This is a genomic window from Streptomyces vilmorinianum, from assembly GCF_005517195.1.
Classification (GTDB): Bacteria; Actinomycetota; Actinomycetes; order Streptomycetales; family Streptomycetaceae; genus Streptomyces; species Streptomyces vilmorinianum.
In genome coordinates this window covers 2,924,254-2,948,238 of the sequence record NZ_CP040244.1, presented here as the reverse complement: position 1 = coordinate 2,948,238, position 23,985 = coordinate 2,924,254, and the positions used below count along the sequence as shown (strand labels likewise).

At 73.3% G+C, this 23,985-nt stretch carries 20 protein-coding genes; 15 read left to right on the top strand and 5 right to left on the bottom strand.

Annotation, left to right across the window (positions count from 1 at the left end; translation table 11 throughout):
• The first annotated feature begins 102 nt into the window (after positions 1 to 102).
• From FDM97_RS13815 to mug, 6 genes are all read left to right on the top strand, one after another.
• On the top strand, positions 103 to 591 hold the full coding sequence (locus FDM97_RS13815) for a GNAT family N-acetyltransferase (protein ID WP_349775400.1): 489 nt from the start codon (positions 103 to 105) through the stop codon (positions 589 to 591).
• Between the two features lie 161 nt (positions 592 to 752).
• Entirely contained in the window at positions 753 to 2,093 is a 1,341-nt protein-coding gene (locus tag FDM97_RS13810) for a hemolysin family protein (protein WP_137990705.1), read from the top strand.
• The gene (locus FDM97_RS13805) at positions 2,090 to 3,109 is read left to right on the top strand and encodes a hemolysin family protein (protein ID WP_137990704.1); all 1,020 of its coding nucleotides are present in this window, start codon (positions 2,090 to 2,092) and stop codon (positions 3,107 to 3,109) included. Before FDM97_RS13810 ends, FDM97_RS13805 begins: the two co-directional genes overlap by 4 nt.
• Before the next feature lie 120 nt (positions 3,110 to 3,229).
• Positions 3,230 to 4,027 carry an SGNH/GDSL hydrolase family protein gene (locus tag FDM97_RS13800; protein ID WP_137994804.1) on the top strand — a complete coding sequence of 266 codons (798 nt, stop codon included), beginning with the start codon at positions 3,230 to 3,232 and terminating at the stop codon, positions 4,025 to 4,027.
• A gap of 59 nt (positions 4,028 to 4,086) precedes the next feature.
• Positions 4,087 to 5,526, top strand: a complete 1,440-nt coding sequence (gene purB / locus FDM97_RS13795; RefSeq protein ID WP_137990703.1) for an adenylosuccinate lyase — start codon at positions 4,087 to 4,089, stop codon at positions 5,524 to 5,526.
• Positions 5,523 to 6,110 (top strand): G/U mismatch-specific DNA glycosylase, encoded by a 588-nt coding sequence (gene mug / locus FDM97_RS13790; RefSeq protein ID WP_137994803.1) that lies wholly within the window; start codon positions 5,523 to 5,525, stop codon positions 6,108 to 6,110. Before purB ends, mug begins: the two co-directional genes overlap by 4 nt.
• Here the strand turns inward: mug and FDM97_RS13785 are convergent.
• Positions 6,088 to 6,456, bottom strand: a complete 369-nt coding sequence (locus FDM97_RS13785) for a hypothetical protein (protein ID WP_137990702.1) — start codon at positions 6,454 to 6,456, stop codon at positions 6,088 to 6,090. The genes mug and FDM97_RS13785 overlap by 23 nt on opposite strands.
• Before the next feature lie 120 nt (positions 6,457 to 6,576).
• Between FDM97_RS13785 and FDM97_RS13780 the strand changes: the two genes are divergently transcribed.
• Positions 6,577 to 7,734, top strand: coding sequence for an ROK family transcriptional regulator (locus tag FDM97_RS13780; protein WP_137990701.1), 1,158 nt, complete (start codon positions 6,577 to 6,579; stop codon positions 7,732 to 7,734).
• A gap of 161 nt (positions 7,735 to 7,895) precedes the next feature.
• On the opposite strand, the gene FDM97_RS13775 is transcribed toward FDM97_RS13780, so the two are convergent.
• Together FDM97_RS13775 and FDM97_RS13770 are read right to left on the bottom strand one after the other, a co-directional pair.
• Entirely contained in the window at positions 7,896 to 8,636 is a 741-nt protein-coding gene (locus FDM97_RS13775; protein ID WP_137990700.1) for a GntR family transcriptional regulator, read from the bottom strand.
• Between the two features lie 260 nt (positions 8,637 to 8,896).
• Positions 8,897 to 9,781, bottom strand: a complete 885-nt coding sequence (locus FDM97_RS13770) for an RNA polymerase sigma-70 factor (RefSeq protein ID WP_217510227.1) — start codon at positions 9,779 to 9,781, stop codon at positions 8,897 to 8,899.
• A 114-nt stretch (positions 9,782 to 9,895) separates the two neighbouring features.
• Here FDM97_RS13770 and FDM97_RS13765 point away from each other — a divergent pair, with 114 nt between their 5' ends.
• Positions 9,896 to 10,726, top strand: coding sequence for an alpha/beta fold hydrolase (locus tag FDM97_RS13765; RefSeq protein WP_137990699.1), 831 nt, complete (start codon positions 9,896 to 9,898; stop codon positions 10,724 to 10,726).
• On the opposite strand, the gene FDM97_RS13760 is transcribed toward FDM97_RS13765, so the two are convergent.
• Entirely contained in the window at positions 10,643 to 11,611 is a 969-nt protein-coding gene (locus FDM97_RS13760; RefSeq protein WP_137990698.1) for a DMT family transporter, read from the bottom strand. The two genes, FDM97_RS13765 and FDM97_RS13760, sit on opposite strands and share 84 nt — an antisense overlap.
• 47 nt (positions 11,612 to 11,658) lie before the next feature.
• Between FDM97_RS13760 and pdxR the strand changes: the two genes are divergently transcribed.
• From pdxR to FDM97_RS13735, 5 genes are all read left to right on the top strand, one after another.
• Complete coding sequence (gene pdxR / locus FDM97_RS13755; RefSeq protein ID WP_137990697.1) at positions 11,659 to 13,119, top strand: MocR-like pyridoxine biosynthesis transcription factor PdxR; 1,461 nt, start codon at positions 11,659 to 11,661, stop codon at positions 13,117 to 13,119.
• 123 nt (positions 13,120 to 13,242) lie between these two features.
• Positions 13,243 to 14,844, top strand: coding sequence for an alkaline phosphatase D family protein (locus FDM97_RS13750; RefSeq protein WP_137990696.1), 1,602 nt, complete (start codon positions 13,243 to 13,245; stop codon positions 14,842 to 14,844).
• Positions 14,845 to 14,890: 46 nt separating this feature from the next.
• Positions 14,891 to 16,279 carry an SWIM zinc finger family protein gene (locus FDM97_RS13745; protein ID WP_137990695.1) on the top strand — a complete coding sequence of 463 codons (1,389 nt, stop codon included), beginning with the start codon at positions 14,891 to 14,893 and terminating at the stop codon, positions 16,277 to 16,279.
• Positions 16,276 to 18,978, top strand: a complete 2,703-nt coding sequence (locus FDM97_RS13740) for a DUF7824 domain-containing protein (RefSeq protein ID WP_175439112.1) — start codon at positions 16,276 to 16,278, stop codon at positions 18,976 to 18,978. The genes FDM97_RS13745 and FDM97_RS13740 overlap by 4 nt, the downstream gene beginning before the upstream one ends.
• A 76-nt stretch (positions 18,979 to 19,054) precedes the next feature.
• Positions 19,055 to 20,470: a GNAT family N-acetyltransferase gene (locus FDM97_RS13735; RefSeq protein WP_137990694.1), complete on the top strand. Its 1,416-nt coding sequence runs from the start codon at positions 19,055 to 19,057 to the stop codon at positions 20,468 to 20,470.
• On the opposite strand, the gene FDM97_RS13730 is transcribed toward FDM97_RS13735, so the two are convergent.
• Entirely contained in the window at positions 20,397 to 21,602 is a 1,206-nt protein-coding gene (locus tag FDM97_RS13730) for a trans-sulfuration enzyme family protein (protein WP_137990693.1), read from the bottom strand. The two genes, FDM97_RS13735 and FDM97_RS13730, sit on opposite strands and share 74 nt — an antisense overlap.
• Positions 21,603 to 21,661: 59 nt before the next feature.
• On the opposite strand from FDM97_RS13730, the gene FDM97_RS13725 reads away from it, so the two are divergent.
• The gene (locus FDM97_RS13725; RefSeq protein ID WP_137990692.1) at positions 21,662 to 22,159 is read left to right on the top strand and encodes an Lrp/AsnC family transcriptional regulator; all 498 of its coding nucleotides are present in this window, start codon (positions 21,662 to 21,664) and stop codon (positions 22,157 to 22,159) included.
• Positions 22,160 to 22,208: 49 nt separating this feature from the next.
• Complete coding sequence (locus tag FDM97_RS13720; RefSeq protein ID WP_175439111.1) at positions 22,209 to 23,912, top strand: DUF885 domain-containing protein; 1,704 nt, start codon at positions 22,209 to 22,211, stop codon at positions 23,910 to 23,912.
• Positions 23,913 to 23,985: the final 73 nt, after the last annotated feature.

The following is a 23,985-nucleotide window of genomic DNA, read 5'->3' as shown; positions in this document are numbered from 1 at the left end:
TCACGACGTCCGGGCCGGCCCGCACGGGCCGGCCCGGACGCGTTTCGCAGCGCTCCGGACGCGTTCCGGACGCGTTCCGGACGCGTTCCGGACGCGTTCCGCATCGCGAAACACGGTCGACGCACCGCCGGAGCCGGTGGTGGGATGCGGATCATGACCGAACTGCGCATCCGGGCCGCCGTGGCGCCCGACCTCGACGCCGTCCTCTCGTTCTGGAGGGTCGCCGCCGAGGGCACCAGCATCAGCGACGACCGCGACGGCATCGAGCGGCTCGTCGCCCGCGACCCCGAGGCCCTCCTCCTCGCGGAACGCGACGGCGAGCTGGCCGGCACGGTGATCGCCGGGTTCGACGGCTGGCGCTGCCACCTCTACCGCCTCGCCGTCCATCCGGACCACCGCCGCCAGGGCGTGGGCGGCGCTCTGCTCGCCGCCGCCGAGGAGCGGTTCGTACGGCTGGGGGGACGGCGCGCCGACGCGATGGTGCTCGACCGCAACACACTGGGGCAGCACGCCTGGCGTGCGGCGGAGTACGGGCCCGAGGAGCAGTGGACCCGCTGGGTCAAGCCGCTGCCGCCCGTCGCGTACAGGTGATCACCGAACACCTTTGCCCGTCCTTTACCATGGGTACCTCTCTCTCGCACCGCCGAGAACCGCACGACCGAAAGGTGTGAGCGTCCGCCCATGGGCGAGCCTCCCAGTACCAACCGCGCGATCCCTCTGCCCGTGACTGATCATGGGACGGAGGTGAACCGATGACCGAAGTGCTTCTGCTCGTGGTGGCGCTGCTGCTCTCGCTCGCGTGCGGTGCCTTCGTCGCGGCCGAGTTCTCGCTCACCACGGTCGAGCGGTCCGAGCTCGAACGGGCCGTGGAGCGAGGTGAGCGCGGCGCGGCGAGTGCCCTCAAGGCCGTCAAGTCGCTCACGTTCCAGCTCTCCGGCGCCCAGCTCGGCATCACGGTCACCAATCTGATCGTCGGCATGCTCGCCGAGCCCTCGATCGCCACGCTGATCCGCGGCCCGATCGAAGACCTCGGCCTGTCCACCACCGTCGCCTCCTCGGTGGCCCTGGTCATCGGCACCGGCCTGTCGACCGTCGTCCTGATGGTCGTCGGCGAGCTGGTCCCCAAGAACTGGGCCATCTCCTCGCCGCTGGCGATCGCGAAGCGGGTGGCGACCCCGCAGCGGATCTTCACCGCCGCTTTCAAGCCGCTGATCAGCCATCTCAACAACACCGCGAACCGGATCCTGCGCCGGCTCGGCATGGAGCCGACCGAGGAGCTTGCGTCCGCCCGCTCCCCGCAGGAGCTGGTGGCGCTCGCCCGCCACTCCGCCAAGGCGGGCGCGCTGGAGGCGGACACCGCCGAGCTGTTCGTACGCACCCTCAACCTGGCCGAGCTGACCGCGGAGAACGTCATGACCCCGCGCGTCCAGGTCACCGCGCTCGAGGTGCAGGCCACCGCGGAGGACGTCGCCAACGCGACCCGCGCGACCGGCCTGTCCCGCTTCCCCGTCTACCGGGGCAGCCTCGACTCGGTGGTCGGGATCGCGCACATCAAGGACGTCCTGGCGATACCGGCCGACGAGCGGCCCCGCCGGCGCATCGGGGACATGCTGCGCGAGCCGCTGCTCGTCCCGGAGACGCTGACCGTGGACCGGCTCCTGGACCGGCTGTCGGGCAAGCAGACGATGGCGGTCGTCATCGACGAGTACGGCGGCACGGCCGGCGTCGCGACGCTGGAGGACATCGTCGAGGAGGTCGTCGGCGAGGTGCGCGACGAGCACGATCCGCACGAGACGCCGGACCTGGCGCGGGCGGGTGTCGACGCGGACGGGCGCGAGCTCTGGTCCGCCGACGGCGCCGCGCGCACCGATCAGCTGGAGGCCATCGGCCTGCGGGTGCCGGACGGACCGTACGAGACGCTGGCGGGTGTTCTCGCCACCGCGCTGGGACGGATCCCCTCGGTCGGCGACCGGGTGGACCTGGGCGGCTGGCGGCTCGACGTGGTGGACGCCTCCGGGCGCCGGGCCGCGCGGGTGCTGATGCACGCACCGCACGCCGAGGAGTCCGACGAGACCGGGGAGGCGGGCCGATGACCGCGATCCAACTGCTGATCGGCCTTCTGACCCTGGTCCTGAACGCCTTCTTCGTGGGCGCCGAGTTCGCCATGATCTCCGTGCGCCGCAGCCAGGTCGAGCCGCAGGCCGAGGAGGGGAACCGGCGGGCGCGCAGCGTCATCTGGGGTCTGGAGCATGTCGCGGCGCTGCTCGCCGCGGCGCAGCTCGGCATCACGCTGTGCACCCTGGTGCTCGGCATCGTCGCCGAGCCGGCCATCGCGCATCTCCTGGAGCCCGTCTTCGACGCGGTCGGAGTGGCGCACGGTCTGGTGCACCCGATCTCGTTCGTGATCGCGCTGGCCGTGGCGACGTACCTGCACATGCTGCTCGGCGAGATGGTCCCGAAGAACATCGCGCTGGCCGAACCGGCCCGCTCCGCGCTGGCCCTCGGACCGCCGCTGGTCGCGCTCGCGCGGGCGCTGCGCCCGGTGATCTTCGCGATCAACGCCTTCGCCAACGGTCTGCTGAAGCTGATGCGGGTGGAGGTGAAGGGCGAAGTCTCGGCGACGTTCTCGGACGACGAGCTGGCCAGGATGGTGACCGACGCGGGCGTCGCAGGTCTGCTCGACGACCGTGCGGCGGAGCGGCTGCACGACGCCCTGGAGCTGGGCCGCCGCCCCGTGCGGGACGTGGTCATGCCGGTGGAGAAGGTCGTGTACGCGGAGGTCGGCACGACTCCCGAGGGGCTGGAGGCGCTCTCCGCCGAGACGGGCTTCTCCCGCTTCCCCGTGATCGACTCGGGCCGCCGGATCCTGGGCTATCTGCATGTGAAGGACGCCCTGGACGTGACGCCGCGCGATCTGCCCTTCCCGGTCTCGGCCCTGCGGCCGATCGCCCGGGTCCGGGCGGCCACGCCGATGGACGACGTCCTGACGGCGATGCGCCGCAGCCGTACGCACCTGGCGGCGGTCCTGGACGAGGACGGCAGTCCGGCGGGCCTCGTCACGATGGAGGACGTCCTGCGCGAGCTGGTGGGCCGGCCGGCGGCGCCGTAGGAGTCAGGGGCCCGGGGCCCGGGGCGTCGCCGGAAGCCGCCCCGGGCTCCGGGCTCCGGGCTCCGGGCTCGGGGCTCGGGCGGGGCCGCGCGCATACCGCACGGTATGATCGCTCCCGCCATGGAGATGAATGCCACCTACACCAGCCTTGTCGCCGTCGGCGACAGCTTCACCGAAGGTATGTCGGACCGGCTGCCCGACGGGACGTACCGGGGGTGGGCGGACCTCCTCGCAGCACGGCTGGCAGCCCGGAGCCCCGATTTCCGGTACGCGAACCTCGCCGTACGGGGCAAGCTCATCGGCCAGATCGTCGAGGAGCAGGTGGACAGGGCCGCCGCCATGAAGGCGGACGTGGTGACCCTGGTCGGCGGGCTGAACGACACCCTGCGGCCCAAGTGCGACATGGGGCGGGTGCGGGGGCTGCTCACCGAGGCGGTCGAGAAGCTGGCACCGGCCTGCGGCCTGCTGGTCCTGATGCGCAGCCCGGGCCGCAACGGCCCCGTCATGGAGCGTTTCCGGCCGCGCATGGAGGAGCTCTTCGGGTACGTCGACGAGCTCGCCGCCCGCCATGGCGCGCTGGTCGTCGACCTGTACGGGGCGCCCGCGCTCGGCGACCCGCGCCTGTGGGACGTCGACCGGCTCCATCTGACCGACGAGGGGCACCGGCGGGTGGCCGAGGCCGTGTGGCAGTCTCTGGGCCTTGCCCCCGAGGACGACTGGCGCGCACCGCTGCCGCCGGCCGCGCCCCCGGGCTGGGCGGCCCGGCGCCTCGCGGACGCGCGGTTCGCCAAGGAGCACCTCGGCCCCTGGATCGGGCGGCGGCTGACCGGCCGTTCCTCGGGCGACGGCCGGCCGGCCAAGCGTCCGGAGCTGCTGCCGTACGAGCGGCCGGACTCCGGCGTGACGGGCGTCTCGTAGCAAGAGACAAACCCGGCCGTGGCGCTGGCCTGCAGAAACCGCCAGTAGAATCTGGTCACGTGACTGCTGCTGCGAAGCCCCGCATCCCCAATGTCCTGGCCGGCCGCTACGCCTCCGCGGAGCTCGCCGTCCTCTGGTCCCCCGAGCAGAAGGTGAAGCTGGAGCGCCGGCTGTGGCTCGCCGTGCTGCGTGCCCAGAAGGACCTCGGGATCGAGGTTCCGGACGCGGCGCTCGCCGACTACGAGCGTGTGCTCGACCAGGTCGACCTCGCCTCCATCGCCGAGCGCGAGAAGGTCACCCGGCACGATGTGAAGGCCCGGATCGAGGAGTTCAACGCCCTCGCCGGTCACGAGCACGTCCACAAGGGCATGACCTCCCGCGACCTGACCGAGAACGTCGAGCAGCTGCAGATCCGGCTCTCGCTTGAGCTGATGCGCGACCGCACCGTCGCCGTCCTCGCCCGCCTCGGCAAGCTCTCCGGCGAGTACGCCGAGCTCGTCATGGCCGGCCGCTCCCACAACGTCGCCGCCCAGGCCACGACCCTCGGCAAGCGTTTCGCCACGGCCGCCGACGAGCTGCTCGTCGCGTACGGCCGCCTGGAGGAGCTGCTCGCCCGCTACCCGCTGCGCGGCATCAAGGGCCCGGTCGGCACCGCGCAGGACATGCTCGACCTGCTCGGCGGCGACGCCGCCAAGCTGGCGGAGCTGGAGCAGCGCATCGCCGCCCACCTCGGCTTCGCGCACGCCTTCACCTCGGTCGGCCAGGTCTACCCGCGCTCCCTCGACTACGACGTGGTCACCTCGCTCGTGCAGCTGGCCGCCGCGCCGTCGTCCGTCGCGAAGACCATCCGCCTGATGGCAGGCCACGAGCTGGTCACCGAGGGCTTCAAGCCCGGTCAGGTCGGCTCGTCCGCGATGCCGCACAAGATGAACACCCGCTCCTGCGAGCGTGTCAACGGCCTCATGGTCATCCTGCGCGGCTACGCGTCGATGACCGGCGAGCTGGCCGGCGACCAGTGGAACGAGGGCGACGTCTCCTGCTCCGTGGTCCGCCGGGTCGCGCTGCCGGACGCGTTCTTCGCGCTCGACGGTCTTCTGGAGACGTTCCTGACGGTGCTCGACGAGTTCGGCGCGTTCCCGGCCGTCGTCGCCCGCGAGCTGGACCGCTACCTCCCCTTCCTGGCCACCACCAAGGTCCTGATGGGCGCCGTCCGCGCCGGTGTGGGCCGCGAGCTGGCCCACGAGGCCATCAAGGAGAACGCCGTCGCCTCCGCCCTCGCCATGCGCGAGCAGGGTGCCGAGCGCAACGAGCTCCTCGACAAGCTGGCGGCCGACGAGCGGATCCCGCTGGACCGCGCGGAGCTCGACGCGCTGATGGCGGACAAGCTGTCGTTCACCGGCGCCGCCGCCGACCAGGTCGGCGTCGTGGTCTCCCGTATCGAGGAGATCGTCAAGCAGCACCCGGAGGCCGCCGCGTACACCCCCGGGGCGATCCTCTGACCCGGTTCACGCCGCAGGAGCTCGAGGCCGCTCGCGACCGCGTCATTCCCGACGTGGTGGCGGGCGGCCTTTCCGTCCTCTTCTGCGGGATCAATCCGGGGCTGATGTCGGCGGCGACGGGCCACCACTTCGCGCGCCCGGGCAATCGCTTCTGGCCGGTCCTTGAGCTGTCCGGCTTCACCCCGCGGCTGCTGAGGCCCGCGGAGCAGGAGGAGCTGCTCGCGTACGGTCTCGGCATCACGAACGTGGTGGCGCGGGCGACGGCACGGGCCGACGAGCTGAGCGACGAGGAGTTCCGGGAGGGCGGCCGGCTGCTGACCGAGCGGGTGGAGCGGCTGCGGCCGCGCTGGCTGGCGGTGGTCGGCATCACGGCGTACCGGACGGCGTTCGGGGAGCGCGGCGCGGTCGTCGGTCCACAGGAGCGGACGATCGGGGAGACCCGGATCTGGGCGCTGCCCAATCCGAGCGGGCTGAACGCCCACTGGACGGCGCGGTCGATGGCGGAGGAGTTCGGCAGGCTGCGGGAGGCGGCGGGCGTTCCGGACCGGCGGGTCCCGCGCGTCACGGGGGATCCACCTCGGTGACGCAGACGAGGAGCCGGGCGGGCGCTCCGGCCTCCTCGGGCGTGCCGAGCACGATCCAGCGGCCGTCCGCCCGCCACAGCTGGACCTCGGGCAGCGCGGTGCAGAGCAGGTCCCAGGGGCGGGGTATCGCCTCCCCCGCTCCGTAGCGGTGGAGCAGTCCGTACAGGCCGAGGTGGTCGGGCGGGCCCCAGCGGTCGGCGAGGAGCAGCGCCAGCGCTTCCCGTTCCGCCTCCGCCTGCTCCGCGCGGGGGTCCTCGACGGCTAACTCCGCGAGGTGGTAACCGTCCGCGGGGAACGCGCGGGCGCGCAGCAGGTCCACGGTGGCGAGGTGCTGTGCGAGCGTCATGGGTCCAGTAAAGCGGCCGCCACCGACAGCTGGTGCTCCGTCAGACCGCCGGGCGCTCGCCGCCCTCCGGTCCATTGAGTAACATCCGCCAGACATGCGTACGAGCTGGGAGGACACACTGTGGGGCGGCTGACCGGCGGGGATCCGTCCCTGCTGCGGCGGATCAATTCCGCGGTGGTACTCCATGCTCTGCGGGGCGCCGACGCGCTCACGCTCACGGACCTGACCCGGATCACGGGGCTGTCCCGGCCGACGGTCGAGGGGGTCGTCGAGGGGCTCATCGTCGGCGGTCTCGTCGTCGAGGCGGCGCCCGAGGAGGGCGAGGCCAGGCGGCAGGGACGGCCGGCCCGGAGGTTCCGTTTCCGGGCGGAGGCCGGGCATCTGCTGGGGATCGAGATCGGTCCGCACCGGGTGGCCGCGCTGCTCTCGGGCCTGGACGGGCGGATCATCGGCGCGGGGTCGCGCGAGGTCTCGGAGACAGCTCCGGAGGACGAGCGTCTGGAGCGGGTGCGGGCGGTGGTCGCCGACGTGCTGCGCAGGGCCGGGGTCGCCCGCTCCAATCTGCGGGCGGTCGGCGTCGGTACGCCGGGGATCGTCGAGGCGGACGGCACGGTACGGCTCGGCACGGCGCTGCCCGGCTGGACGGGCCTGGCGCTCGGCGAGCGGCTGCGGCGGTCGTTCCGCTGCCCGGTGCTGGTGGAGAACGACGCGAACGCGGCGGCGGTCGCCGAGCACTGGAAGGGTGCGGCGACCGACTCCGACGACATCGTCTTCGTGCTCGCGGGGCTGAGCCCGGGCGCGGGCTCCCTGATCGGGGGGCGCCTGCACCGCGGCTTCGGCGGGGCGGCCGGGGAGATCGGGGCGCTGCATCTGCTGGGCCGGGGGGTCACCCCCGAGCACCTGCTGTCGACGACGGACGAGCCGCTGCATCCGCTGGACGAGCAGGCGGTGGCCGAGGTCTTCGCGCTGGCCCGTGGGGGCGACGCCCGGGCGGAGGCGGCGGTGGAGCGCTTCACCCAGCGGCTCGTCCACGACGTGGCGGCGCTGGTCCTCGCGCTCGACCCGGAGGTGGTGGTGATCGGCGGCTGGGCGGCCGGCCTGGACGGCGTTCTGCAGCCCCTGCGCGACGAACTGGCCCGCTTCTGCCTGCGCCCCCCGCGCGTGGTCCTGTCGATGCTGGGCGAGGCCGCGGTGGGCACGGGTGCCCTGCGCCTGGCCCTGGACCACGTGGAGGAACAACTCTTCGCGGTGGACGCGACGGTGACGGCCCGCCGCTGACGGGCCGCCGCTGACGACCGGCCGCTGACAACCGGCCGGGAGGGGCGGGCGCCGGGCGCCGGCCCCCCGACACGAGTCGAGCCCGTGTGGGGTGCTGCCGTAGCAGGACCCCACACGGGCTCGGTCTCGTTGCACCGGCGCCGCGCGGGCGGGCGGGTGGGTCAGGAGGCCATCACCAGGTCGCCCGAGTCCCCGAAGGTCAGGCGGCAGGTGTCGGCGCGGTAGGTGGCCACGGAGACCGCCGCGGTGCGGCCCTCCGAGAGGTAGCGGGTCGTGACGACCAGGACCGGGGCGCCGGGGAGGCGGTCCAGTTCCTTGGCGTCGTCGGCGCGGGCCGAGCCGAGCTCGACGGAGCGGTCCTGGCCGTCCAGGGCGAGGCGCTGGAGTTCGCGCAGCACGGCGCGGGCGCGGGCCGGGCCGGTCGGGGTGTCGAACGCGGTGAGCTCGGGGACCGAGCCGGACGGGACGTACAGGAGCTCGGCCGCGACCGGCTGGTCGTGCGTGACGCGCAGGCGGCGCACGACGTGCACCTGCTCGTCGGGGTCGATGTCCAGGAGCCGCGCGACGGCGGCGGGGGCCACGGCGGTGGCGGAGTCCATGGACTGCCAGGTCTCCTCGGCGACGCCGGGCCAGCTGTGCTGGGTCGTGGAGACGTCCACGCCCACGCGGGGCGGCGCGACGGTCGTGCCGACGCCGCGGCGGCGCTGCAGACGGCCCTCCAGCTCCAGCTGCTCCAGGGCCTGACGGAGAGTGGCCCGGGCGACGCCGAAGCGCGCGGCCAGTTCCCGCTCGTTGGGCAGGATCTCGCCGACCGCGAAGTCGGAGTCGAGCGCCTCGCCGATCACGGTCTTGAGGTGCCAGTACTTAGGCTCCGGCACCGATTCCAGCTGCGTGGTCCCCACCCTGATCCTCCGCAATTCGCCGTGTCCCGCGGCGGTTTTCCGCGCCCTTGTTTATTAAAGGTTCCTGCACTATCTCTGCGACCATAAGGCGGCACACCCCCTTGGTCAAGACCAATCCTGCTCCGGATGCCCGTGAATGCGGGGCTCTGACGTAGATCGTTCACAGGACGTTCGCGCCGCCGTGAGGCCCGCGCAGCACAGTGCCCCACCTCCGGGCGGAGGCGGGGCACGGTGAAGGGGGCGAGGCGTGGCGACCGGCGTCAGCCGGGGACCACCGCGTGGAGCTTGTCGGGGTTGCGGACGATGTACACGCACTGGACGCGCCCGTCGCGCACCTCGATCTGGAAGACCGCGTCCGGCCGGCCGTCCTCCAGGGCGACCACGGCGGTCCCTCCGTTGAGCTCCATGAAGCGCAACTCGTAGGTGGCCCATGCGTCCTGCGCGACGGCGGCGAGGAAGCGGCCGACCTTGTCCGCGCTCTCGATGATCCGCAGCGGCGCCTTCGACTTGCCTCCGCTGTCGCCGACGAGACGGACGTCCGGCGCGAGCACCGCCAGAAGTCCCTCCAGGTCACCGCCCGCCGCGGCGGCGAGAAAGCGCTCGGTGAGGTCGCGGCGCTCGGCCGGGTCGACGTCGTAGCGGGGCCTGCCCTCGTCGACATGGCGGCGGGCGCGGCCGGCGAGCTGGCGCACGGCCGCCTCGGAGCGGTCGATCGCGGTGGCGATCTCCCCGTAGGGGAAGCCGAAGGCCTCCCGGAGGACGAAGACGGCACGCTCCAGGGGCGAGAGGGATTCGAGGACGACGAGGACGGCCAGCGAGACGGAGTCGGCGAGCATGGCGCGCTCGGCGGTGTCGGGGACGGACGGCCCGAAGTCGGTGACGACGGGTTCGGGCAGCCAGGGGCCTACGTAGGACTCTCGGCGCGTCTGGACCTGGCGGAGCCGGTCGAGGGCGAGGCGGGTGGTGATCCGTACGAGATAGGCGCGCGGCTCGCGCACGTCGTCGCGGTCCGCGGCCGACCAGCGCAGCCACGCCTCCTGGACGACGTCCTCGGCGTCGGCGGCGCGGCCGAGCATGCGGTAGGCCACGCCGTTGAGCATCGGCCGGTGTTCTTCGAAGAGATCGATCAGGGTTTCGGTCGCCACTCGTCCATCCCAGCCGACCGGCCGGGCGCTGTCCAGTTCCGCCCCGGCCCTTGAACTCGTATCTACTGAAGGGTAATTCTTGCTGACAGGGTGTCTAAGTCAAGGAGCAGGCGTATGTCCGCACAGATCTCGTTCCCGGTCGAGACCCGTCAGGGTCCGCGCACGGTCTCCGTGACGTACGAACGCAGGGGCGCCGGCGAGCCTCTTCTGCTGCTGCACGGCATCGGCCACCACTGGCAGGCCTGGGAACCGGTCCTCGACATCCTCGCCACCGAACGCGACGTCGTGGCCGTCGACCTGCCGGGCTTCGGCACCTCGCCCGCGCTGCCGGCGGGCTGTGCCTACGACCTGTCGACGGTCGTGCCGGTGCTCGGCGCCTTCTGCGCGGCCCTCGGCATCGAACGGCCGCACGTGGCCGGCAACTCGCTGGGCGGGCTGCTCTCCCTGGAGCTCGGCCGGGAGAAGCTGGTGCGTTCGGTCACCGCGCTCTCCCCCGCCGGATTCTGGTCGGAGAGCGAACGGCGGTACGCCTTCGGGACGTTGCGCGCGATGCGGGCCGCCGCGCTCTCGATGCCCGTGCCGCTGATCGAGCGGCTGTCCCGAAGCGCCGCCGGACGGACGGCGCTGACGAGTACCATCTACGCACGCCCGGGGCGCCGTTCACCCGAGGCGGTGGTCGCCGAGACCCTCGCGCTGCGGGAGGCCACCGGCTTCCGCGAGACCCTGGAGGCCGGCCGGACCGTGCTGTTCGGCGACGACGTCACCGCCGTGCCGGTGACCATCGCCTGGGGCACCCGCGACCGGCTGCTGCTGCGCCGTCAGGGCGTCCGGGCCAAGCACACGCTGCCCGGGGCCCGGCTGCTACGGCTGCCCGGCTGCGGTCATGTCCCCATGAGCGACGACCCTGCTCTCGTCGCGCGCGTGATCCTCGACGGCAGCCGCTGACCGGCCCGTACGAGCCCTGGTGAACAGACCCGTCCCGAGGGCCGCTCCGGCAGCCACGAGGACACTGCCGGCGGCCTGCGGAAGGCCGAATCCGCCGGCGGAGACGAGCACCGCGGTCAGGGCCGCGGCGACCGGGATCGCGCCGGTGAACAGGGTGGCGCGCTCCATGCCGATGCGCTGCACGCCCATGTAGAACAGGACGAAGCCGACGACCGTGGCCAGGGCGGCCTGCCACACCAGGGCGCCCGCCTCCACGGGTGTCGGCATGCGCAGGAACGCGCCGCCGTCCACCACCAGTCCGATCAGGGCCGACTCGACGGCGGCGAGGCCGCAGACGACCGCCGTCAGGAGCTTCGGCCCGAGCGGGCGCAGCACGGGTACGGCGAGGACGGTGAACCCGACCTCGCCCGCCAAGGCTCCTACGGAGTAGGAGAGCCCGGCCAGGTCGGTACGGCCCCACCCCTGGACGGTGAAGGCGCCGGCGGCGACCAGCAGCGCGCCGTGGAGGACCGGCCGGCTGGGCCTGCGCCCCTCCAGGAGCGGCACGAGCACGGCCACGACCACAGGGGCGCAGCCGACCAGGACGCCGGGGACCGCGGGCTCGGCGGTGCGTTCCGCGGCGAGGACCGCGAGGTTGAAGCCGACCATGCCGACGGCGGCGAGCACGGCAAGACGGGCCCACTGGGCGGCGCCGAGCGCACGGAGCGGGGCGAGCCCGCCGCGGCCCAGCAGAGGCAGCAGAAGGAGGCAGGCGGCGCCGTAGCGCAAGGCCTGGCCACCCGCGTACGGATAGTCGCCCAGGAGGCTGTTGGCGGTGAAGGAGGCACCCACGAGCGCGTAGGCGACGGTCACGAGGAGGGTTCCTCGCAGGGAGTTCGCGTTCATGGTCCTGACGCTAGGAAGCGGGGCGGTCCCGTTTAAGGTCCACTTCCATGACGTCTTCGGGGACCACTTCCGATGTTCCGTGGGGCGGGCAGCCGGCCTGGGAGCTGCTGCTTCCGGCGGCGGCCGCCCCGGCACGGCGGCGCGGCCGGGCGCTTCAGGTGGCGCTGCGCGAAGCGGTGCGCACCGGTCGGCTGACGGCGGGGACGCGGATGCCGTCGAGCCGTGAACTGGCGGCCGATCTCGGCGTCTCGCGCGGCCTGGTGACGGAGGCGTACGAGCAGCTCACGGCCGAGGGCTATCTGCGCAGCGACCGGGGTGCGGGCACCTGGGTGAGCGAAACGGTACGGGCGGCCGCGTCGCAGCCGGCACGGGATACGGCCCCGCGCACGCCGGGTGTGCGGGTGGACTTCGGCCCCGGGACACCGGACCTCTCGCTCTTCCCGCGCGCGGCCTGGGCGGCGGCCCAGCGGTCCGTGCTGTCCACGCTGCCCCATCGGGCGCTCGGCTATCCGGACCCGCGCGGGCTGCCGGAGCTGCGGACCGCGCTCGCCGGAATGCTCGCGCGGCGGCGCGGGGTCGTGGCCGATCCGGAACGTCTTGTGGTGTGTTCGGGGGTGGCGCAGGCGTCGACGCTGCTCGGCTTCGTCCTGGGCGCGCGGGGCATGCGGACCGTGGGGATCGAGGACCCTGGCAGTCCGGAGCACGAGCGGCTGTTCGCCGCCACCGGGATGGAGACGCTGTGGCTGCCGATGGACGAGGAGGGGCTGCTGCCGGGTCCGCTCGCCGCGTCGGGCGTACGGGCCGTGGTCACCACGCCCTCGCACCAGTTCCCGTCCGGGATCGCGTACTCGGCGGCGCGGCGCGCCGCGCTCCTGGACTGGGCCCGGTCCGTGGACGGTTACCTGCTGGAAGACGACTACGACGGCGACTTCCGCTACGACCGGGCGCCGGTGGGCGCGCTGCAGGGGCTCGATCCGGAGCGGGTCGCGTACACCGGCTCGGTGAGCAAGTCCCTGGCCCCGGGGTTGCGGCTCGGCTGGATGCTGGTGCCGGAGCACCTCCTGGCGGAGGTCGTGGAGCGCAAGCGGACGATGGACCTCGGGAACCCGGCCCTGGACCAGGCGCTGCTCGCCGAGTTCGTGACGCGCGGTGGCTACGACCGGCAGCTGCGGCGCTGCCAGCGCGCGTACCGGGAGCGGCGGGACGCCCTGGTGGCGGCCCTGGAGGAGCACTTCCCCGGCACCGCGGTGAGCGGGATCGCCGCCGGGCTGCACATCATCGCGCGCGTGCCGTCGCTCTACGGTCCCCCCGCGCGTCTCGTCGAGCGGGCGGCGTCCGCCGGGGTGGTCCTGCGCCCGCTGGAGGAGTACGGCACGGCGCGGCCGACTGACGGCGCCGTACGTCTGGTCATCGGCTACGCCCATCTGACGCCGTCCGAGATCGCGCGGGGTGTGCGCCTGGCGGCGGAGGCGTGCCGCCACGGCCGCGCCGAGCGACCCGACCGCTGAAAGGAGGGCCGCCGCGGTGTGTTCACGCGGGGTTCGTGTCCGCGCCGCCCCTGGCCGCTAGTCATGGGACGGCACAACGGACCCCCAACGGACCCGTCCTGCTCACCACGTGGAGGCGCTTCGATGTCCTACTCCGTCCCCGGCCCGTCCCCCGCCCGCCGCAGCGTGCTGCGCGGCTCGCTCGCCGCGTCGGCGGCGCTCACCCTCGGCGGCGCCGCGACGGCGGCCCCCGCGCTGGCCGCCCCCGCGCTGGCCCTCTCGGGGCGGCCGCGGGCCGCGTGGGGCGTGCAGACCGGTGACGTCACCGCCCACTCGGGGCTGGTGTGGGTCCGTTCGGACCGGCCGGCGCGGATGATCGTGGAGACCTCGGCGACCGACTCGTTCCGCCGTGCGCACCGCCACGCCGGTCCGCTGCTCGGCGCGGGCAGTGACTTCACCGGGACGACCGCGCTGCACGGGCTGCCGCCCGGCGAGCAGATCCACTACCGGGTCACGCTCGCGGACCCGGACGACCCGCGCCGTACGAGCGAGCCCGTCGTCGGCACCTTCCGTACGGCTCCGGCGCGGCGGCGCGACGGGGTGCGCTTCCTCTGGTCGGGCGACATCGCCGGGCAGGGCTGGGGCATCAACCCCGACATCGGCGGCTTCCGCGCCTTCGAGGAGATGCGGAGGCTGGACCCGGACTTCTTCCTGTGCAGTGGCGACACGATCTACGCCGACGGCCCGATCCAGCCGAGCGTGACCCTGCCGGACGGGCGGGTCTGGCGGAACGTCACCACTGCGGAGAAGGCGAAGGTCGCCGAGACGCTGGACGAGTACCGCGGCAACTTCCGCTACAACCTCCTCGACCACAACGTACGGGCGTTCAACGCGCAGGTCCCCTCGATCGTGCAGTGGGACGACCACGAGGTCCGCAACAACTGGTACCCCGGCCAGATCCTGGAGGACCCGCGCTACACCGAGAAGGACGTGAACGTGCTCGCGGCCCGTGCCTCGCGCGCGTTCGCCGAGTACTTCCCGGTGTCCACCCTTCACGCGCGCGGTGACGCCACGGAGGGGCGGATGCACCGGGTGGTGCGCTACGGGCCACTGCTCGACGTGTTCGTCCTGGACATGCGCTCGTACCGGAACGCCAACTCCCCCGGCCGGCAGGCGGACGACACCACCGGCATCCTGGGCGCGGAGCAGCTGGCCTGGCTCAAGCGCGAGCTGAGCCGTTCGCGGGCGGTGTGGAAGGTGCTCGCCGCGGACATGCCGCTTGGCCTGGTCGTCCCCGACGGCTCGGTGAACATCGAGGCCGTCGCGCAGGGCGACCCGGGCGTGCCGCTCGGCCGGGAGCTGCAGATCGCGGAGCTGCTGCGGTTCGTCAAGCACCGTCGGATCACCGGAACGCTGTGGCTGACCGCCGATGTGCACTACACGTCGGCGCAGCACTACGCCCCGGAGCGCGCCGCGTTCCAGGACTTCGCGCCGTTCTGGGAGTTCGTCTCCGGTCCGCTGGCCGCGGGCGGCTTCCCCGCCAACAGGCTGGACGCCACCTTCGGCCCGGAGCGGGTCTTCGTGCGGGCCCCGGAGCGGGCGAACCTCTCGCCGATGGAGTCCCCACAGTATTTCGGCGAGGTCGACATCGACGGCGGGAGCGGCGAGCTGACCGTCCGGCTGCGTGCGGAGGGCGGAACGGTCCTGTTCAGCAAGGTTCTTCAGCCGGGGCGCGTCGGTCAGTGAGTCCGGCCGGCGGTGACTGTCAGTGGCGGGTCCTACCGTCGTTTCCATGACGCGATCCGTACAGGCGCTCGCCTATTCACGCCCGTCCGCCCTGGAGTCCTCCGGGGCCGGACGGCTGCTCGGCCTGGAGACCTCCGGTGGGCTGACGCCCGCCGGGGCCGAGGCGCATCCCCGGTTCTTCTCCGGCTTTCTGACATCGCCGCAGATCGCCGCGCGCGGTCTGCTGGCGGTGGCGGACGTGGCGGCCGCCCGCTACCACCAGCGGATACGGCCGGGGTCGCTGGACCCGGTCGTGACGGGGAACGGCGACCGGCTGCGCTTCGAGTCGTTCTCCGGCTGCGGCGGGGTGTACGCACGGCTCGACGTGCTGAGCGAGGGGCTCGACGGGGCCGAGACCGGACACGGCACCACCAATGTCGATGTCAACAACCCGCTGCGCGAGGCCCTGTCCCGCATGACGGGAAGCGATCCGCTGCATCTGCGGGTCGGACCGGACGAGTTGGCGGTGACCACGCTCGAGGGCGCGGTCGTGGAGAAGAAGGTTCCGCTGCCGGACCGCTGGCTGCGCGGCTTCGCGGAGGCCCAGGTGGCCTCGGCGGGGTTCGATCTGCGGGCGGAGCTCACCGGTCCGGAGGCCGTACGGTTCCTGCGCTCGCTGCCGCGCTCTCAGGCGCGGGGTCGGGGCCCGCTCTGGGTCGTCCAGACCGGCCGCACCCTGCGGCCCACCACCCGGCCGGTGGCGGGCGCCGTCTGCCTGCCGGGTCCCGACCGGCTGGTGGCGCTGGAGCGGGTGTTGCGGCACGCGACCGCGCTGCGGGTGTACGGGCCGGTGCCCGACGGGGCGGAGGGGACTGCCACCGCGAGCGCGTGGGAGGTGACGCTGCCGGGGATGCGCCTCACGCTCACCCTGTCGCCCGACGCCTCGCGCGGCTTCTCCGGGGAGGGCGGGGTCCTGGAGGCGCTGGCCACGCAGGAGGCGGCGCAGGACGCCGAGTTGATCTCGGTGCTCCTCGCCTGGGAGCCGCGGATCGACCTCGCCGAACTGGGCGCGCAGGCGGGCCTTTCGGTGGACCGGGTACGGGCCGCGCTGACCCGCCTCGGCACGGCGGGCCGGGTCGGCTACGACGTGGCCGACGCGGCGTACTTCCACCGGGAGCTGCCGTACGACGCGGACCGCGCCGAGCGGCACAACCCCCGGCTGGTGGCCGCGCGCGCCCTGGTCGCGGAGGGGGCGGTCGTGCTCGACGGCGAGCTCGCGTCGGTCGCCTCCGGCGAACGGCGTTACCAGGTACGGGAGTCGGGTGGAGTGCTGAGCTGCACCTGCCAGTGGTGGGCGGACTACCGGGGGCGTCGCGGGCCGTGCAAGCACGCGCTCGCGGTACGGATGGCCCGGCGCGGGGCCACGGCGTACGCGGCCGTCGGAGGCGTGCGATGAGCGGCGGGAACGAGGAGATGACGGTGAAGAGCCTGCTGGGTGCGGTCCGCGAGGGACGGGCCGAGCACGTTCCCGCGCTGCTGAAGGAGCTGGGGCCCGCCGGCCGGAAGGCGGCCCTTCCCGAGGTCAAGGACCTGCGGACCGAGGTCCGCGGCTGGGGCTGGGATCGCTGGGAGGAGCAGACGAAGGTCCGGCGCGCGCTGCGTGTCGCCGGCGCGGGGTGTCACACGGGCGCGGCGGCCGCGGCGGCCTGGATCGGTGGCCGCGATCTGTCCGACTGGGGCCGGTCGACCACGCCCCTCGTCCTTGAGGTGCTCGCCGGCCGGGAGCCGGCGTGGCTGGGAGACGTGGCCCAGCGGCTCGCCGAGCGGCCGGCCGTGGCGCAGGGCGAGTACCGGCTCGTCCATGAACTGGTCGTCCGGTCCGGCTGCGCCGTGCCGACGACGGACGGCTACATCCTCGGCTGGACGACCGAGGTCACCGACCGGAAGCTGCTGGAGCGTCTGCGGGACGATCCGCAGACCCCGATTCTGGTGCCGCGGATCTTCGACATGATCGAGACCCCCGACCGGCTGACGTGGTCGGTGGGACCGGAGGCCCCCACCCACTGGCCCACGGCGCTCACGACCCTCGCGGACGAGGGCGTCCTCGACCGCGCGGCGCTGGTCGACGGTTGCGTCGCACGGCTGCTGCGCGGCGGAAGGCCTCGCGATCTGCGCTTCCCGCTCGCGCTGCTCCAGCTGCTCGGCACCGATGGGGAGGAGCGGCGCGGCCGGACGGCCGAGTGGATCGGCATGGCGGCCGACGCGCCGTCGCCCGTCGCGGCCTACGCGCAGGAGGTCCTGGCCGGGCTCGCCGCCGAGGGATGGCTCTCCGTCCAGGACCTGGCCGAGATGTCCGGGCCGGTGCTGTTCCGTACGGAGAAGAAGCTGGTGCGGGCCCAACTGTCGCTGCTCGCCAAGGAGCTGCGGCGCCGGCCCGACGCGGCGCCCGAGCTGCTGCCGCTGGTCGCGGACGCGTTCGGGCATGCGGACACCGGAATCCAGGAGCGTGCGCTGAAGCTGGTCGCACGGCACGTGGCGGCGGTGGACGAGCAGGTGCGCGAGGAACTGGCGTGTGCCGCCGCCTCGTTGAGCCCGGCGCACCGGCAGGCGGCCGAGGAGGTGTTCGGCACGTCGACGGACGTCGGCGACGACCTTCCGTACGAGGAGGTCCTTCCTCCCGTGCCGGAGCTGCGGCGCGTGGCGGGTCCCGCGGGCACGGTCGCGGAGCTGATCGAGGATCTGGTGGCGGTATCCAAGGGCCGTACGGACGCGCCCGATGAGTTCGAGCGCGCGCTGGACGGCCTCGTCCGTCATGCGCATCGCAACCGTGAGGAGCTGACCGCGGCGGTGGCGGCCGCGTTCGCCGACGCGTTCTGGATGGAGAAGTCCACGGACGGGCGTCTCCGGGACCCCTTCGGTCACGGCACGTACGGCGTGGACGTCGTTCTCGCCGCCTTGATGGGGAGGGTGCGGCCCTCGCGGATCCAGGGTGCCGTGGCACACGGTGACGGCTTCGGCTCCTGTGTGCACCGGGCCCTGGACAGGGTGGTCGACGCGCGGCTGTGGGAGGTCGCCTCCATGGTCGGTACGGACAAGCTCCCGTTCCTGCTCGCGGCCCCCACCTGGCACACCGGGGCGATCGAGCCGTCGGTACTGGTGGGGCGGCTGCGGGCCTACCGGGACGCGGGGCTCGAACCGGCCCCGGCGGATCTCGCCCAGGCACTGCTGCGGGTCCGCAAGGCCGACCCGTCGGCCGAGGAGGCGGCCGCCGCCGCATCGGACCTGGGCACACGGGCGGGTGAGCGGCTCGCCGACTGGCTGACGGCGGACACCTCTCTCACCCCCGGCATGCGGTTCCTCGCCCGGGGACAGGACCGGCCCGAGGGCACGAAGCGGCTCGCCGAGCGGATCGTCTTCAGGATCCGTGAGCGCCGGACCATACGGGAGGAGTTCCCCGCCGCGTTCCGCTGGCTGGGCGGCGTCGAGGCCGAGGTCAGCCACCGCTGCCACCACTGGATCGGCGAACGGCGGAACTGGTCGGGCGTCCTGCCGGACGACCGTGAGACCTTGGCGACCTGGCTGCTGCCCGTCCTCGCCGAGGGCGTCGACCTGGACGAGCGCGGGGTGGCCTGGGGTCTGACCGCGCTCGCCGAGTCCGACGGCCCGGTCGGTCCCGCGCTCCACCTCGCCCTGGCCCTCGGGCTGGGGGCCCGGCACGCCGAGGACCGGCTGACCGCCGTGGACGCGCTCCTCGTCCTGGCCGCGCGGGGCGATCTCGATGCGCACCGGCTGGGCGAGACGCTGGCCGGGCTCCTCGGCGAGGGCACGGTCAAGCCCAACCGGCTCGCGGACGCGGCCCGTACGGCTGCCGCCACCGGCGCGTACGGCACGACCTGGGCCGTGCTCGCGGGCACGCTGCCCGAGCTGTCGGCGGCGGAGCAGCCGGTGCGCGGGCTCGGTGAACTGCTGGCCGTCGCGGCCGACTGCGTGGAGCGGTGCGGGGCGGCCGGGGAGATACCGGGACTCGACGCGGTGGCCGAACGCGGCGGCTCGTCCCAGCTCGTGGTCCAGGCCCGGCGGCTGCGGAAGGCCCTGCGCAATCCGTCCACCCAGACCGATCAGGCCGCGACACAACCGGCCGAAAATCGTCACTAAAACCCCAGATCGGCGCTTAACCCATCAGTCACAAAGCGTTCGTGATCACGCAACACCGCTGCGTCACAGTGAGGTCATGACTGATGTGACTTCTGCGAAGAGTGCCCGCCGCCCCCATCACTGGCGGCACGACCTCATCGAGCTGGCCGCCCTGTTCACGGCCGTGGTGGTGGCCGACACGATCGCCAAGACCGTCGTCCGCGGCGCCGAGGGTCCGTACATGCTGGTGTTCTCGGCGATCGCGCTGATCGCCACGGCCACCTTCCACACGTGGTGGGCCCGGCGTCACAGCCATGCGCCGCCCGCCGGTCATCCCGGCGGCAGCGGGAAGACCCCGCTGCCGCCGGCCTCCGGTGCCGGCACGGACGAGGGCGCCTCCGGCGACCCCGCCGAGACGGTGCTGTGGCGGATGCGGACGACGGTCCGTGACACCCCGGGCAGTCTCGCCGCCCTGTGCACGGCGCTGGCCCGCCACGGGGTCGACATCCTGACCCTGCAGACCCACCCGCTCGCCGAGGGCACGGTCGACGAGTTCCTGCTGCGCGCCCCCGCCGACCTCCAGGCGAACCAGCTCACCCGCGCGATCGCGGCGGCCGGCGGAACCAACACCTGGATCGAGCGGGCCGACGCCCACGACCTGGTGGACACCCCGACCCGGCTGCTCGGGCTCGCCACCCGGACCGCGCTCGACGCCGCCGAGCTGCCGCTCGCCCTGCGTCAGCTCCTCGGCCGCTGCACCATCCACTCCCTGCCCGCCGTCTCCCTGACCGGCCGCCCGACCGGCGAGACCGCCCCGGTCGAGGGCGTCCTCGAGGAGACCGTGATGCGGCTGCGCGACCCGAACGGCGGGGTGATCACCATCGAGCGGCCGTATCTGCCGTTCACCCCGAGCGAGTTCGCCCGCGCCCGGGCGCTGGTCGAGCTCGACGCCCGCCTCGGCCCGCGCATCCCCCGCAGCCAGGACGTCCTCACCCTGCCCGAGGGCAACGAGATCACCGTCCGCCGCGCCGACCAGCGCGACCTGGTCGCGGCGCGCGCCATGCACGACCGCTGCTCCGAGCGCACGCTCGGCCTGCGGTACCACGGCCCGGTCGGCGACGCCGACCGCTACCTCAACCACCTCCTCAGCCCGCGCTTCGGACGCACCCTCGCCGTGCAGACCGCCTCCGGCCGTCTCGTCGCCCTCGGCCACCTGCTGTGGGACGGCGACGAGACGGAGGTGGCGCTGATGGTGGAGGACGACTGGCAGCGCCGGGGCATCGGCTCCGAACTGCTCGGCCGGCTGGTCGCGATGGCCGTCGAGGCCGGGTGCGAGAGCGTGTACGCCGTGACCCAGTCGTCCAACACCGGCATGGTGGCCGCGATGCGCGCGCTGAACCTCCCCCTCGACTACCAGATCGAGGAGGGGACGCTCGTCATCACCGCACGGCTCGCCGCGACGGCGACGCGGAGCCGTCTGTCGTACGAGGAGTACCAGCAGGCGCAGCGCTGAGCGCCTGGGTCAGGTCCCGCCACAGGTCCTCGACGTCCTCCAGACCGACCGACATCCGCAGCAGCCGGTCGCTGACGCCCGCCGAGCGCCGGTCTCCCTCGGCCACGATCCGGTGGCTGATGGAGGCCGGGTGCTGGATCAGCGTGTCGACGCTGCCGAGGCTGACCGCGGGCGTGATCAGCCGTACGCCGGCGATCACGTCGTGCGGGTCGCCGTAGACCTCGAAGGAGACCATCGCGCCGCCCACCCTCGGGTAGTGGACCCGGGCGACGCGCGGGTCGGTGGCGAGGCGCCGGACCAGCTCCGCGGCCGTCACGGACGCCGCCCTCACCCGTACCGGCAGGGTGGAGAGCCCGCGCAGCAGCAGATAGCCGGCCAGCGGGTGCAGCACCCCACCGGTCGCGAACCGCACCTGGCGCAGGCCGCGGGCGAACTCCTCGTCGCAGGCCACGACGCCGCCCATGACGTCGCCGTGCCCGCCCAGGTACTTGGTCGCGCTGTGCAGCACGATCCGCGCGCCCTCCTCGACCGGCCGCTGCAGCACCGGGGTGGCGAAGGTGTTGTCGACCAGGAGCGGCACCGAGCCGCAGGCGTGGGCGATCGCCCGGATGTCGACCTCGGCGAGCGTCGGGTTGGCGGGGGTCTCCACCATCACCAGGCCGGTGTCCGGCCGGATCGCCTCCGCGATGCCCGCCGGGTCGGTCCAGGTGACCTCGGTGCCGAGCAGGCCCGCGTTCAGCAGGTGATCGCTGCAGCCGTACAGGGGCCGGACGGCCACCACGTGGCGCAGCCCGAGGCTCGCCCGTACCAGCAGGACGGCCGTGAGCGCCGCCATTCCGCTGGCGAAGGCCACGGCGGAGTCGGTGCCCTCGAGCCGGGCGAGCGCGTCCTCGAAGCGGGCGGTGGTGGGGTTGTCCAGGCGCGCGTAGACGGGCGGCCCGTCGAGGCGCGCTCCCGTGGTGGCGAACTCGTCGATCCGCGCGGCCTCGGCCCGGATGTCGTACGAGGGATAGGTCGTGGACAGGTCGAGCGGCGGGGCGTGCAGGCCGAGGGCCGCGAGATCTTCGCGCCCGGCGTGCACGGCTTCGGTGGCCAGAGCCCTGGGGGTGGAGGCGTCGTAGTCCATGTACATGGCGGAACTGTGAACGGATACCGAAGAGTAGGCCGATATCACCGTGCTACGTTCGGCCGATGGCCGATTCCGTCGTACTGGACCCGGTCGATCTGCACATTCTCCGCCTCCTGCAGAACGACGCCCGGACCACCTACCGCGAGCTCGCCGCCGAGGTCGGCGTGGCACCCTCCACCTGCCTGGACCGGGTGGCCCGACTGCGTCGTACGGGAGTGATCCTGGGGCATCGGCTACGACTGGATCCGGCCAAACTCGGCCGTGGGCTCGAAGCGCTCCTTCTCGTCCAGGTACGCCCGCACCGGCGTGAACTCATCGGTCCCTTCGTCGACCGCATCCGCGCGCTGCCCGAGGCACGGGCGCTGTTCCATCTCACCGGACCCGACGACTACTTGGTGCACGTGGCGGTGGCCGACCCCGCCGACCTGCAACGACTCGTCCTGGACGAGTTCACCTCGCGCCGCGAGGTGGCCCGCGTCGAGACCCGGCTGATCTTCCAGCAGTGGGAGTGCGGACCCCTTCTTCCGCCCGCCCCGGGCGCTCATTTGTCAGCCGACTGAGATCGATTGAGGGTGACGCGGGCCCGGTGGAGGGACGAGGATGAGCCTCATGCCAGAGACTTCCAGCAGCCCGCTGCCCCGCCAGGTCGCCGACACCTACGTCGACGCACTCATCGCACTCGACCCGATCACCGGTACATACCTGGGAGTCAAAGAGAGCGCCGGGCTCCTTCCCGACTTCTCGCCGGCCGGACAGGAGAAGGTGGCCGAACTCGCCCGCCGTACCCTGGCGATGCTCGACGAGGCCGAGCGGCGCCCGGGCGCGGACACCGATGCCGAACGGCGCTGCGGCAGGCTGCTGCGCGAGCGCCTGATGGCCGAACTCGCCGTCCACGAGGCCGATGAGGGCCTGTGCGCGGTCAGCAACATGCGATCCCCCGCGCACAGTGTGCGGATGGTGTTCACCGTGATGGCGACGGAGACCGAGGAGGACTGGGCGGCCGTGGCGCAGCGGCTGCGCGCGGTTCCCGGGGCTCTGGAGGGCTACCGTGCCTCGCTCGCCCTCGGCCTGGAGCGCAAGCTCCTGGGCGGGCCCCGGGCGACCGCCACCTTCGTCGGGCAGCTGACGGAGTGGTCGGGCGGGGACGGCGAAGGGCCGGGCTGGTTCGACGAGTTCGCCGCCGCGGGACCGGAGTCCCTGCCGGCCGCAGTGCGTGACGAGCTCGCCTCGGCGGCCCGTGGCGCGACCGAGGCGGTCGCCGCGCTGCGGGACTGGATGCGGGACGTGTACGCCCCCGCGATCGCGGACGCGCCCGACACGGTGGGCCGCGAGCGCTACCAGCGGTGGTCGCGCTACTTCAACGGCACCGACCTGGACCTCGACCAGGCCTACGCGTACGGCTGGTCCGAGTACCACCGGCTGCTCGGTGAGATGCGGACCGAGGCGGAGCGCATCCTGCCCGGCTCCGGCCCGTGGGAGGCGCTCGCGCACCTCGACGTCCACGGCACCCACATCGAGGGCGTCGAGGAGGTCAGGGTCTGGCTGCAGAGCCTGATGGACGAGGCGATCGAGGCCCTGGACGGCACCCACTTCGAACTCGCCGAGCGGGTACGGAGGGTGGAGTCGCACATCGCCCCGCCCGGCGGCGCCGCAGCCCCGTACTACACCGGCCCGTCGGAGGACTTCTCCCGGCCCGGCCGCACCTGGCTGCCGGTCGACGGACAGACCCGCTTCCCGGTGTACGACCTGGTGTCGACCTGGTACCACGAGGGCGTGCCGGGCCACCACCTGCAGATCGCCCAGTGGGCGCACGTGGCCGAGCAGCTCTCCCGCTACCAGGCGACGGTCGGCGGGGTCAGCGCCAACGCGGAGGGCTGGGCGCTCTACGCGGAGCGGCTGATGGACGAGCTCGGCTTCCTGCCGGACGCCGAGCGGCGCCTGGGCTACCTGGACGGGCAGATGATGCGCGCCTGCCGGGTGATCGTCGACATCGGCATGCACCTGCAGCTGGAGATCCCCGCGGACTCGCCGTTCCACCCGGGCGAGCGGTGGACGCCGGAGCTGGCGCAGGAGTTCTTCCAGCAGCACAGCAGCCGTCCGCCGGCCTTCGTCGAGAGCGAGATGACCCGCTATCTCTCGATGCCGGGACAGGCGATCGGCTACAAGCTGGGCGAGCGGGCCTGGCTGCTCGGCCGCGCCAACGCGCAGGCGGCTCACGGCGACGCGTTCGACGCGAAGGCGTGGCACATGGCCGCGCTCTCGCAGGGGCCGCTGGGGCTCGACGACCTCGTGGACGAGATCTCGCGTCTCTGACGGTACGACGAGGACGCGGGCGGGGAATCCCGCCCGCGCTCCGTTCCGTACCGTGAGAACTCCCCGGGCATGG

What these genes read in the sequence shown, in the direction of transcription:
- FDM97_RS13810 (WP_137990705.1), top strand. Translation starts at nt 753, where the DNA reads ATGACCGAAGTGCTTCTGCTCGTGGTGGCGCTGCTGCTCTCGCTCGCG.
- FDM97_RS13805 (WP_137990704.1), top strand. Translation starts at nt 2,090, where the DNA reads ATGACCGCGATCCAACTGCTGATCGGCCTTCTGACCCTGGTCCTGAAC.
- FDM97_RS13800 (WP_137994804.1), top strand. Translation starts at nt 3,230, where the DNA reads ATGGAGATGAATGCCACCTACACCAGCCTTGTCGCCGTCGGCGACAGC.
- FDM97_RS13785 (WP_137990702.1), bottom strand. Translation starts at nt 6,456, where the DNA reads ATGACGCTCGCACAGCACCTCGCCACCGTGGACCTGCTGCGCGCCCGC.
- FDM97_RS13765 (WP_137990699.1), top strand. Translation starts at nt 9,896, where the DNA reads ATGTCCGCACAGATCTCGTTCCCGGTCGAGACCCGTCAGGGTCCGCGC.
- FDM97_RS13760 (WP_137990698.1), bottom strand. Translation starts at nt 11,611, where the DNA reads ATGAACGCGAACTCCCTGCGAGGAACCCTCCTCGTGACCGTCGCCTAC.
- pdxR (WP_137990697.1), top strand. Translation starts at nt 11,659, where the DNA reads ATGACGTCTTCGGGGACCACTTCCGATGTTCCGTGGGGCGGGCAGCCG.
- FDM97_RS13750 (WP_137990696.1), top strand. Translation starts at nt 13,243, where the DNA reads ATGTCCTACTCCGTCCCCGGCCCGTCCCCCGCCCGCCGCAGCGTGCTG.
- FDM97_RS13745 (WP_137990695.1), top strand. Translation starts at nt 14,891, where the DNA reads ATGACGCGATCCGTACAGGCGCTCGCCTATTCACGCCCGTCCGCCCTG.
- FDM97_RS13740 (WP_175439112.1), top strand. Translation starts at nt 16,276, where the DNA reads ATGAGCGGCGGGAACGAGGAGATGACGGTGAAGAGCCTGCTGGGTGCG.
- FDM97_RS13735 (WP_137990694.1), top strand. Translation starts at nt 19,055, where the DNA reads ATGACTGATGTGACTTCTGCGAAGAGTGCCCGCCGCCCCCATCACTGG.
- FDM97_RS13730 (WP_137990693.1), bottom strand. Translation starts at nt 21,602, where the DNA reads ATGTACATGGACTACGACGCCTCCACCCCCAGGGCTCTGGCCACCGAA.
- FDM97_RS13725 (WP_137990692.1), top strand. Translation starts at nt 21,662, where the DNA reads ATGGCCGATTCCGTCGTACTGGACCCGGTCGATCTGCACATTCTCCGC.
- FDM97_RS13720 (WP_175439111.1), top strand. Translation starts at nt 22,209, where the DNA reads ATGCCAGAGACTTCCAGCAGCCCGCTGCCCCGCCAGGTCGCCGACACC.